The organism is Mycobacteriales bacterium (assembly GCA_035550055.1).
GTDB lineage: Bacteria > Actinomycetota > Actinomycetes > JAFAQI01 > JAFAQI01 > DASZTV01.
The window spans coordinates 1-10,446 of record DASZRO010000077.1 but is presented as its reverse complement, the minus strand read 5'-3'; the positions used below and the strand labels follow the sequence as shown (position 1 = coordinate 10,446).

The 10,446-nt window shown below is 68.4% G+C and carries 11 protein-coding genes; 10 read left to right on the top strand and 1 reads right to left on the bottom strand.

Going from position 1 to position 10,446, the window contains the following annotated elements; translation table 11 throughout:
- The 9 genes from VG899_11440 to VG899_11400 all read left to right on the top strand — a co-directional run.
- Nucleotides 1-1,678: IPT/TIG domain-containing protein (locus VG899_11440; protein HWA66970.1), on the top strand; the 1,678-nt coding region annotated here is incomplete at its 5' end.
- Between the two features lie 79 nt (nt 1,679-1,757).
- Nucleotides 1,758-2,474: a TetR/AcrR family transcriptional regulator gene (locus VG899_11435; protein HWA66969.1), complete on the top strand. Its 717-nt coding sequence runs from the start codon at nt 1,758-1,760 to the stop codon at nt 2,472-2,474.
- A 19-nt stretch (nt 2,475-2,493) separates the two neighbouring features.
- Nucleotides 2,494-2,688, top strand: coding sequence for a ferredoxin (locus VG899_11430; protein HWA66968.1), 195 nt, complete (start codon nt 2,494-2,496; stop codon nt 2,686-2,688).
- A gap of 26 nt (nt 2,689-2,714) precedes the next feature.
- Nucleotides 2,715-3,227: a PaaI family thioesterase gene (locus VG899_11425; protein ID HWA66967.1), complete on the top strand. Its 513-nt coding sequence runs from the start codon at nt 2,715-2,717 to the stop codon at nt 3,225-3,227.
- A gap of 2 nt (nt 3,228-3,229) precedes the next feature.
- Entirely contained in the window at nt 3,230-4,240 is a 1,011-nt protein-coding gene (locus VG899_11420) for an acyl-CoA dehydrogenase (protein HWA66966.1), read from the top strand.
- Nucleotides 4,240-5,406, top strand: a complete 1,167-nt coding sequence (locus VG899_11415) for an acyl-CoA dehydrogenase family protein (GenBank protein ID HWA66965.1) — start codon at nt 4,240-4,242, stop codon at nt 5,404-5,406. The genes VG899_11420 and VG899_11415 overlap by 1 nt, the downstream gene beginning before the upstream one ends.
- Before the next feature lie 39 nt (nt 5,407-5,445).
- The gene (locus VG899_11410) at nt 5,446-6,249 is read left to right on the top strand and encodes an enoyl-CoA hydratase (protein ID HWA66964.1); all 804 of its coding nucleotides are present in this window, start codon (nt 5,446-5,448) and stop codon (nt 6,247-6,249) included.
- Between the two features lie 12 nt (nt 6,250-6,261).
- On the top strand, nt 6,262-7,767 hold the full coding sequence (locus tag VG899_11405) for a hypothetical protein (GenBank protein ID HWA66963.1): 1,506 nt from the start codon (nt 6,262-6,264) through the stop codon (nt 7,765-7,767).
- Complete coding sequence (locus tag VG899_11400; GenBank protein ID HWA66962.1) at nt 7,764-8,381, top strand: DUF305 domain-containing protein; 618 nt, start codon at nt 7,764-7,766, stop codon at nt 8,379-8,381. Before VG899_11405 ends, VG899_11400 begins: the two co-directional genes overlap by 4 nt.
- A gap of 99 nt (nt 8,382-8,480) precedes the next feature.
- On the opposite strand, the gene VG899_11395 is transcribed toward VG899_11400, so the two are convergent.
- Nucleotides 8,481-9,308 (bottom strand): acyl-CoA thioesterase domain-containing protein, encoded by an 828-nt coding sequence (locus tag VG899_11395; protein HWA66961.1) that lies wholly within the window; start codon nt 9,306-9,308, stop codon nt 8,481-8,483.
- 104 nt (nt 9,309-9,412) lie between these two features.
- On the opposite strand from VG899_11395, the gene VG899_11390 reads away from it, so the two are divergent.
- Nucleotides 9,413-10,446: amidohydrolase family protein (locus tag VG899_11390; GenBank protein ID HWA66960.1), on the top strand; the 1,034-nt coding region annotated here is incomplete at its 3' end.

The following is a 10,446-nucleotide window of genomic DNA, read 5'->3' as shown; positions in this document are numbered from 1 at the left end:
CGGGCTGAATCGCCGTCTCGCTGTCGTCACGATGTGCGCGGCGTCGGCGCTCGCGGGTCCCGCCGTCACTGCACACGCCGCCGACGAGGATTCGCTGACCGCGCAGAACGGCAGTCTGGTGCTCGACATGTACGACGGCGGACCGGGCGGTCTCTCGGTGTTGTCGACCATCGCAGGCGCGGGCTCTGCCTGTGATCCGGACGCCAAGATCGGCAGCGCCACTCCCTGCTACATCTTGAATGACGGCGAGGAGCCGATCGGGCCCATGCCCACCGGCTGCTACAACGAGACGGGCGACACCATCGGCTTCGACGTCTATTGCAAAGTCACGTCGTTCTCGAGCTTCACGGTAAACATGCACGCCGGCCAGGACTTGTTCGTCAACGAGGCACCGGGCCAGTGGGAGGGCGTCTGCCCGCAGGACATGACAATCAACACGAACAGCTCCGACGGCTACATCACCGCCTATGACGGGTGTGTCGAAACGATCGTGTGCAGCCCGTCGTACGAGGGTCTTGTCAATGTCGACGAGACAGATGCGTACGGCAGCTGCTCTGACGACCAACTCAATCAGGTCGACGGCCAATACGTCGTCGGCGACAACCCGCCGGACCACCCTGATGTCGGCACTGTGACGCCTTCGACAGGCTCGACGGCTGGCGGGACGGCCGTCACGATCAAAGGCGTACACCTCGGCGGTGCGGCCGCAGTGACATTCGGCGGAGTTGCTGCGGCGAGCTTCTCGGTGTTGTCCGCCACCGAGATCGATGCGGTGGCGCCAGCCCACGACCCTGGGCCCGCGGACGTCCGGGTGACAACGGCGAAGGGGCAGTCGGCCGCAGTGAACGGTGACCTGTTCAACTACCAGGGCGCACAGTCGTCATCGCTGCCGGCGGTGACCGAGGTGTACCCGGAGGCTGGATCCACGGCGGGCGGCGATCTGGTGACGCTGGAAGGATCCGGCTTCACAGGGGCGACGGCGGTCGCGTTCGGCGGAGTCGCCGCGGAGTTCCAGGTCCTGTCCGACTCGACGATCTGGGTGCACTCACCGGTGCACGCTGCAGGAACGGTCAACGTGCGCGTGACCGACCCGGCTGGCCAGTCGTCGGTGGTCACGGCGGACAAGTACACCTACGTAGCTCCGCCGACTCCGCCGAAGGTGACCAAAGTGGCCCCCGCGTCGGGATCGACGGCAGGCGGGACTTCTGTGACGATTACGGGCGCCGGGTTCTCCGGTGGGGTCGACGTGACGTTCGGCGGGGTCGACGCGACCAACGTCGTGGTGAAGTCCGATACCTCGCTGACCGCGACCTCGCCAGCTCACGCAGCCGGCGTGGTGAACGTACGGGTGGCCGGTCCAACGGGTCGATCAGCCGTGGTAACGGCGGACCACTTCACCTACAGCAAGACCGTCCCGACCGTCACCAAGGTTTCGCCGGCTTCTGGGAGCACCGCCGGGGGTACGGCGGTGACGATCACTGGAACCGGCTTCACGGCGGGCGCCAGCGTGGACTTCGGGAGCGGGCACGCGGCCACCTCCGTGACCTACGTGTCGGCGACCAAGCTCACCGCGGTCTCTCCGCCCCACGCCGCGACCTCGGGTTATGTAAACGTGACCGTGACGACAGTGGGCGGGACGAGTGCGAGCGTCGCCGCGGACCACTTCGCCTACAAGTGAAGGCGGCAGTGCGTGGGGCGGAAGTGGCATTCTCCATTTTTGTGGCTCGCGTCTCCCGTAGGCGGTAACGTCATTCGTCATGGAGGGCGCTGTGCCGGAGTCTGCCGTTGCGCCCGACGCACCTGACGTCAGCTGGCGGGAGCGCGCGATCGAGCGCTCGCTGCGCAACGCCCGCGCCAAGGCGGTGTCGCGGTCGGATCGGTTCATCCACGCCGCGATCGAAATCCTCACCGAGACCGGCCGTACCGACTTCACGGTGCAGGAGCTGATCGAGCGTTCCAAGACCTCGTTGCGCTCGTTCTACCAGCACTTCTCGGGCAAGGAAGAGCTCCTGCTCGCACTCTTCGAAGAGGTCATCGCCACCTCAGCGGCCGAGTGGCGCACGGGCATCGCGTCAGCGCCTGACGTACTCGACGGTCTGCACTTCGTCGTCGACCAGGTGCACGCGCGGGCCGCGAACCCGGCCGGCGGTGGCATCAACCGCGCGCTGTCGGTGTTTCACCTGCAACTGGCGGAGTCCCGCCCGGCGGAGTACGCCCGGGTCCTCGCCCCGCTGCGCGAGCTGATCCTCGACTCGGTCAAGCGCGGTGTCGACGAGGGGGTCTTCCGTACCGACATCGACGCCGACACCCTCGCCACGATCATGATGCAGACGATCGTCGGCGCGGCTCACATGCATGCCCTCGGCGCCGAGCCGACCGGCGACCCCATCGACACCGAGCAGCTCTGGCAGTTCTGTCTGGGCGGCCTGGTCGGCGGACCGACGTCGAAGAAGCCTTCGCGCCGCAGCCGCTGAAACGACAACTGGAGCAAGGGTGACAAGGATCGTTCACGACGCGACGCTGTGCGAGGCGCACGGCGTCTGTACCACCATCGACCCGGCGCGCTTCGAGCTCGACGACGACGACTACCTGACGATCCACAGCTACGAGGTGTCCGAGGCCGACCGGCCCGCGATGGAGCAGGCGGTGATCCGGTGTCCTCGACAGGCGTTGAGCCTGGCGGAATGACGCAGACAGGCGTTGAGCCTGGCGGAATGACGCAGCCCAGCGTCGATCCGGCGGAGGTCGGCGAGCTCTGGCTCGAAGTGGAGAACGGCAGCAAGCCGATCCGCGAGGGATCGCGGCAGCACATCCTCGGCCAGCTCGGAATGTACGACGTGGCGGCAGACGGCTGCGACCTGGCGATGGAGCTCCCGCTGCGCCCACAGCTGGCGAACAGCCGCGGCGGGCTGCAAGGTGGTCTGCTCGCGACGCTGGTCGACATCGTCGCCGGCCGTGCCGCCATCGCGTCGCTGCCACCCGGCTACAGTGCGGCGACCTCCGACATGAACCTGCACTTCATGTCTGCCGTGACGGTGGGGCCGGCACGCGCCGAGGCCACCGTGTTGCGGCAGGGCAAGCGGATGTGCGTCGTACGCGTGGAGGTGTACGACGGCGGGCGGGACGACAAGTGGTGCGCTACTGCGACGACGACGTTTGTCGTCCTCGAGCTGCGCGACGGTCAGCTCGACTTGCGCGGCCCGCTGCCTCGACGGGACGCGGAGTAGCGATGGACGTCAACCCGACCAGCGAGCAGCGGCACCTCGTCGAGGCCTTCGCGGCGTTGTACGCCGACGCCTCACCGACGGAGGTGGTCCGGGCGGCGGAGCCGCTGGGTCATTCGCCACAGTTGTGGCAACGGTTGCTCGACACCGGTGCGGTGGAGATGGCGTTGCCCGAGTCCGCCGGCGGTGGCGGCGCGACCCTGCTCGACCTGGCGCTGGTCGCCGAGCAGCACGGTCGCTACGTCGCCCCCGCCCCCCTCGTCGAGGCGCAGGTCACCGCTCGATTGCTCGCCCGTCTCGGCGACGCAGCGGCTGACCTCGTCGAGGCGGTGCACAGTGGCCGGCTGATCAGTCTCGCGGTACGAGCGCCGCGACACGACCGCGCGGAGCTGGTGCCCGCCGGCGCCGTCGCGGATGCGGTCGTGGTCCGCCGCGGCGACGACCTGATCCTCGTCCCGACCGAGGGACGTGCCAGCGCGGTCGCCACTCTCGGTTGCCAACCGGTCGCCGACGTGACACTCGCCGCCGCCGATCGCGTCATCGCCTCCGGGGACGCAGCCGTCGCGGCGTACCAGGTCGCGCTGGACGAGTGGCGGGTACTCACCGCCGCCGCGCTGACCGGGCTGGCAGCACGTGCGCTCGAGATCGGCGTCGGCTACGTGCTCGAGCGCAAGGCGTTCGACCGCACGCTCGGCTCGTTCCAGGGCGTCGCACACCCGCTCGCCGACCGAGCCAGCGAGGTCGACGGCAGCGAGCTGCTGGTCCACCAGGCCGCGTGGGCGCAGGTCGAGGAGCCGCAGCGGTTCCCCAAGCTTGCCGCCATGGCGCTCGGGTTCGCCGCCGAGACCGCGCGGGACACGAGCTACTACGCGCTGCACTTCCACGGCGGATACGGCTTCATGCTCGAATACCCGATCCAGCTCTACTACCGTCGCGCGCGGAGTTGGGCGGCGGTCCTGGAAAGCCCGCAGGCGAGCTTCCGGCGGGTCGGCGACCTCCAGCTGGCGGCGGGCTGATGGACTTCCGACTGGGCCAGAACAGCGACGAGCTGCGAGCTCGGACCGCCGCGTTCCTCGACAAGAACCTCACCCGTGAGGTGCTCGAGCGCTGCTACGTGACGGGCACCAATCACGACGCCGAGTTCGCGAAGGCGCTGGCCGAGGAGGGCCTGCTGGCCCTCGACTGGGCGCCGGAGCTTGGTGGGGGCGGGCGCGACTCGCGCGACCTCGTCGGCTACCGCGAGGAGCTGCAACGCCGTAACGCTCCCTGGTACGCCATCGGCACCACGATGACGGTCGCCCACGTGATCGCGCTGATGGGCACGCAGGAACAGCGCGACATCATCGTGCCGCGCGCGCTGCGGGGCGAGATCGTGATCGCGCTCGGGTTCACCGAGCCCGAGAACGGGTCCGACGCGGCCGCCGCCAAGACCCGCGCCGAGCGCTCCGGTGACGGATGGCGAATCAACGGTTCGAAGATGTTCACGACCAACGCGCACATCGCGGACTACGTCTTCATGCTGGCCCGCACGAACCCCGAGGCGCCGAAGCACCGCGGGCTGACGACGTTTCTGGTCCCGCTCGCGCAGGACGGCGTCGAGGTGCAGGAAGTCCGCACCATGTCCGGCGAGCGCACCAACATCACGTTCTACAAGGACGTGTACGTCGAGGACGCTTGGCGGATCGGCGACGTCGACGGTGGCTGGAACGTCATGGCCGCCGCGTTCATGCACGAGCACTCCGCGGCCTTCGTCGGCGAGCAGATCCGGTTGGTGGAGGCCTTCGAGGCCTGGGCACGCGACGCCGAGGACGACGACGGCCGGCCGCGTGTCGACGACCCCGCGGTGCGCGAGCAGATCGGCCGCTCCCACACCGAGATCGAGGTGTCGCTGCTCCTTCAGCGCCGGGCGGTGACCGCCGGCCTGAACGACTTCAGCTCGCACGGCCGCGGATCGATGGCGAAGCTGTTCAGCACCGAGCGCCTCGAAGCACAGGCCGATCGCACGTTGGAGCTCGTCGGTCCCAACGGCCTGCGGGCGTGGGGTGATCCGACGACGTTGCAGGGCGGGGAGATCGAGTACGCCGTACGCAACGCCAAGGGCACGACGATCTACGCCGGCACGAGCGAGATCCAGCGCAACATCATCGCCCAGCACGTCCTCGGGCTGCCCCGCCCCTACTAGATTTCCCGCCGTACCCATCTGATCCAGAGGAGACCCACCGTGAGCGACGACCTGGTCCTGTACGACGTTGCCGACGGCATCGCGACGCTCACCCTCAACCGGCCTGAGGCGGCCAACGCGCAGAACCCCGATCTGCTGCACCGCCTCGACGCCTGCTGGACGATGGCGGAGAACGACGACGACGTGAAGGTCATCATCCTCAACGCGAACGGCAAGCACTTCTCCTCCGGCCACGACATGCGCGGCGGTGACTCCGAAGCCGCGAGGAAGTGGACCGTCCAGGACATCTACAAGATCGAGACCCGCCAGTACGTCGGTTACTCGCTGCACTGGCGCAACGTGCCGAAGCCGTCGATCGCCGCCGTGCAGGGCGTGTGCATTGCCGGTGGACTGCTGCTCGCCTGGCCGTGTGACCTGATCGTCGCCGCGGACAACGCGAAGTTCTCCGACCCGGTCGTCGCGATGGGCATCGGCGGCGTGGAGTACCACGGGCACACCTGGGAGCTCGGCGCGCGCCTCGCCAAGGAGATCCTGTTCACCGGCCGCGCGATCAACGCCGAGGAGGCGAAGGCGGTCGGCATGGTCAACCGCGTCGTACCTCTCGACGACCTGCAGACCGCCACTCGTGAGCTCGCGCTCGAGATCGCGAGCAAGCATCCGTGGGCGCTGCGGATGGCCAAGCGTGCGGTCAACCAGACGCTGGACATCCAGGGCTTCACCAACGCCGTGCAGGCGGTCTTCGACGTGCACACGCTCGGTCACGGGCACGCGATGACCGAGTGCGGCTACCCGGTGCTGGTCGACCTCGAGGCGATGAAGAAGGAAATCGCCGGCAAGAAGTAGCGGGAGCCGGGCGTGAAGCTTCATCGGCTCGCTCGGCGTACGGCGCTGGTCGCCGCCGCCGCAACCGTGTTGGTCGTCCCGCTCACCCACGGCGGCAAGCGGGCGGAGGCGATTGCCGGGCCGACGTTGCCGACGAACGACCTCGAGGCGATGCTCGCGCTGACCGGTGCCGACCTCGCGCCGATGGACACGCCGGTCGTCGTACCCGCGCCGAAGCTGCGGGCGGTCCCGAGAGCGGACTGCACGAGCGGGCATCCCCTGGCCGGGATGCAGGGCCGCGTCACGAGATCCGACGTCAACTCGCCGGCCGCCGTGCACGGCTGGACCTGCAACCTCACCGAAGTCGCGCACTACCCGACGCCCGGGGGATTCCGGGTCTGGCGCTACACCGACCCCGCCGGACACGTCTGCGCGTACTACGACACGTCGTTCGTCACGCCCGCGAACATCGTCAGTGTCGGCGGCGGCCCGTCGCTGGGTGTCGAGGTGCTCGACGTCACGCGTCCCGCGCATCCGGTCCACACCGCGACGTTGACGTCCCTGGCGATGCTCGCACCGCACGAGTCGCTCAACCTCAACGCGAAGCGAGGCCTGCTCGCTGCGGAGGTCGGCAATGGGCTCACGCTGCCGGGCACCTTCTCGGTCTACGACGTACGCCATGACTGCCGGCACCCGCAGCTGCTGGCTCAGCTCCCCGTGGCGACCGGACACGAGAGCGGGTTCAGTCCCGACGGCCGCACGTTCTACGCCGCGGGCGGCTCCGGGTACATCACCGCGATCGACCTCACCGACCCGCGCAAGCCGCGCGTCATCTGGCGCGGCGCGTACTACTCGCACGGCCTCAACCTCTCCGCCGACGGCAAGACGCTGTACCAGACCGATCCGATCAACGGCAACCTCGGGATCATCGACGTCAGCCAGATCCAGGACCGCGTGCCGCACCCCAAGGTTCACGACATCAGCCGGATCACCTGGGATCCGGTGTCCATCCCGCAGAACACGGTGCCGTTCACCAGCCACGGACACCACTATTTGCTCGAGTTCGACGAGTTCGCGTTCCGGTTCAACCCGGTCACGGTCGACGATGCGCCCGGCGCCGCGCGGATCATCGACATCGGCAACCCGCGTCGTCCGACGATCACGTCGAACCTGCGGCTCGCGGTGCAGATGCGCAGCGATCACATCAAGGCTGACGGAGATCCTTCCGAGCTGCCGGCGCAGGAGTTCGGGTACGCGATGCACTACTGCGCCGTACCAACGATGGTGAACCCGCAGATCGTGGCGTGCTCGGCGATCAACTCCGGGCTGCGCGTGTTCAACATCAGCGACCCGGCGCACCCGCGCGAGGTTGCCTATTACGTCTCGCCGCCGAAGGCGGGCGCTGGGCTCAACCTCACGCCGGGCGATCTCGCGCTGTCGCAGCCCGCGTTCGACCCCGCTCGCCGCGAGATCTACTACACGGACGCGGTTTCGGGGTTCTACGTACTGCGACTGTCAGCGGCGGCCTGGCCGAGGTGAAGCGACTGGCGGCGTACCTCGAAATCGCGCTGCTGGTGGTCGTTGCGGTCGGTGTCGGGCGGCTGTCCAACCACCACTCGACCGCGGCGACGCCCGACGCCGTCGACGTCGGCTTCAGCCAGGACATGGCCGTGCACCACGAGCAGGCCGTGCTGATGGCCAATCTCGCGCAACGGCGGGGCAGTGCCGCTGTCGCATCGCTCGCAAACGCGATCCTGGTGGACCAGTCGCAGGAGGTCGGCATGATGCGCGGCTGGCTGCGGCTGTGGAACCGGCCCGCTGTCGATCCCACCCCGATGGCCTGGCTGCCACAGGGTCAGGCGATGGTGATGGCGGGCTCCGGTGCCGAAGCGATGCCCGGCATGGCGACGCCCGGCCAGCTCGCGACGTTGGCGACGCTGAGGGGGAAGCGTTTCGACGTACTGTTCCTGCAGTTGATGATCCGCCACCACGAGGGCGGGCTCGAGATGTGCCGGTACGCCGAGGAGCACGCGAAGCTGGGCGTGGTCCGCAGCGCGGCGCGATCGATGGCCGTCGAGCAGCTCGAAGACCTCGGCCAGATGGAGGCCATCCTCGAAGCCGACGGCGCCAAACCCCTCCCCCCACCCCAGTAACGCTCCTTAGCCGTGGCAATCGCCCAGCAACGTAGCGTCACCGGGGGATTCACCCCAGCAACGCAGCGTTGCTGGGGGGATGGCCCACGTGACGGAGCGTTACTGGGGGAGGGGGCGGATCATGGACTCCTGGGCGAAGCTTGCCACCAGGCGGCCGTCTCGGGTCCAGACGTCGCCACGGCCGAAGGCGCGCGAGCCCGCAAGGACCGGCGAGTGCTGGTCGACCAGCAGCCACTCGTCCATGCGGAACGGCTGGTGGAACCACATCGTGTGCGATGTGACCGCCGAGTGGAACTTGGTCCCCGTGTCGGCCTGCGACAAGCCTTCGACCGGCAGCAGCGCGGTGCCGATCACAGTGAGGTCCGTCGAGTGCGCGAGCAGCGCCTGGTGGGTCCAGTCGCTGTCGTCGGCACCGAGCGAGGACAGGGCAGGCGTCCGCTGCCACCACTGGTAGTGCGGCGGGCGTACGTCGGGCGAGCTGAGGTCGGCGTCGGTGATCACCGAGATCTCCCACGGGATCATGTCGATCACCGTCGTCTTGCCGTCCTCCGGTGCTGCCACGGAGGGCGGCGACGCCGGGTGCGACAGGCCATCCTCCGGCACGTGCAGCGAGGCGGCCGCGACGCTGACCACCTTGCCTTCCTGAGAGGCCTGTACGCCGAGCGTGGCGAAGGTCCGGCCGGACTGGTGAACGGCCACGTCGTAGGTCATCGGCAACGCCACGTCACCCTCGCGCGGGAACTGCTGCCACAGCGACTTCAGCGACTTGCCATCCGCGTGGCGACGCAGCGCGAAGATCGTCTGCGCCAGGATCTGACCGCCGAAGACGCGCCGGTAGTCCAGGTCGAGGTTGTCCCCGTCATAGGTCCCCGGAGCGGTCTCGCGGAGGTCGAGGCGGGCGATCAGATTGGCGAGGTCGAAGGGCACCCAGGAACCGTAGCGGAGGCTCTCCGCGGGGTGGTAACGTCGTTCTCATAAGTGGCGACCGCCACTCTTGCAGCTCTCAGCAGCGCCCTGACGAGGGAGTTCCCGTGCCGTCTCGCGAGCTCAGCTATCCGGTCTTCGACGCGGACAACCACTTCTACGAGCCGCGTGAGGCGCTCACGAAGTTCCTGCCGGACCACGCCAAGAACGCGATCGACTACATCGACGTGCGGGGGCGCACCAAGATCGTCGTACGCGGCCAGATCAGCGACTACATCCCGAACCCGACGTTCGACGTCGTCGCGCGCCCCGGCGCCCAGGAGGACTACTACCGCCACGGCAACCCGGAGGGGAAGTCGTTCCGCGAGGTCATGGGTGAGCCGATGAAGGCGATCCCGGCCTTCCGCGAGCCCGCCGCGCGCCTCGAGGTGATGGACGAGCTCGGCCTGAACTACAGCCTGATGTTCCCGACGCTGGCCAGCCTGGTCGAGGAGCGGATGAAGGATGACCCGGATCTGACGATCGACGTCATCCACGCCCTCAACGAGTGGATGTACGAGCAGTGGCAGTTCGACTACGAGGGCCGGATCTTCTCGACCCCGGTGATCACGCTGCCCAACGTCGACCGGGCGATCGAGGAGCTGCACTGGTGCCTCGAGCGCGGCGCCAAGACGGTGCTGGTCCGCCCGGCGCCGGTCCCGAGCTACCAGGGCAGCCGCTCGTTCGGCCTGCCGGAGTTCGACCCGTTCTGGGCCGAGTGCGTGAAGGCCGGCATCCCGGTGTCGATGCACGCTTCCGACTCCGGGTACGCCGAGCTGCTCAACGCCTGGGAGCCGGCGCGGGAGTTCCTGCCATTCCGGCCGACCGCCTTCCGCATGGCGGCGATGGGCCACCGCCCGATCGAGGACGCGATGATGGCGCTGGTCTGCCACGGCGCCCTGACCCGCAACCCGGACCTGCGGATCCTGTCGATCGAGAACGGCGCCGCGTGGGTTCCGCACCTGTTCGAGAACCTCTCCAGCGTCTACAAGAAGATGCCGCAGGAGTTCCCGGAGAACCCGATCGAGGCGTTCAAGCGCTGCATCTACATCAGCCCGTTCTGGGAGGACAACTTCCTCGACATCGTGAAGCTGGTCGGCGC

What these genes read in the sequence shown, in the direction of transcription:
- VG899_11425 (HWA66967.1), top strand. Translation starts at nt 2,715, where the DNA reads ATGACGCAGCCCAGCGTCGATCCGGCGGAGGTCGGCGAGCTCTGGCTC.
- VG899_11415 (HWA66965.1), top strand. Translation starts at nt 4,240, where the DNA reads ATGGACTTCCGACTGGGCCAGAACAGCGACGAGCTGCGAGCTCGGACC.
- VG899_11420 (HWA66966.1), top strand. Translation starts at nt 3,230, where the DNA reads ATGGACGTCAACCCGACCAGCGAGCAGCGGCACCTCGTCGAGGCCTTC.
- VG899_11435 (HWA66969.1), top strand. Translation starts at nt 1,758, where the DNA reads ATGGAGGGCGCTGTGCCGGAGTCTGCCGTTGCGCCCGACGCACCTGAC.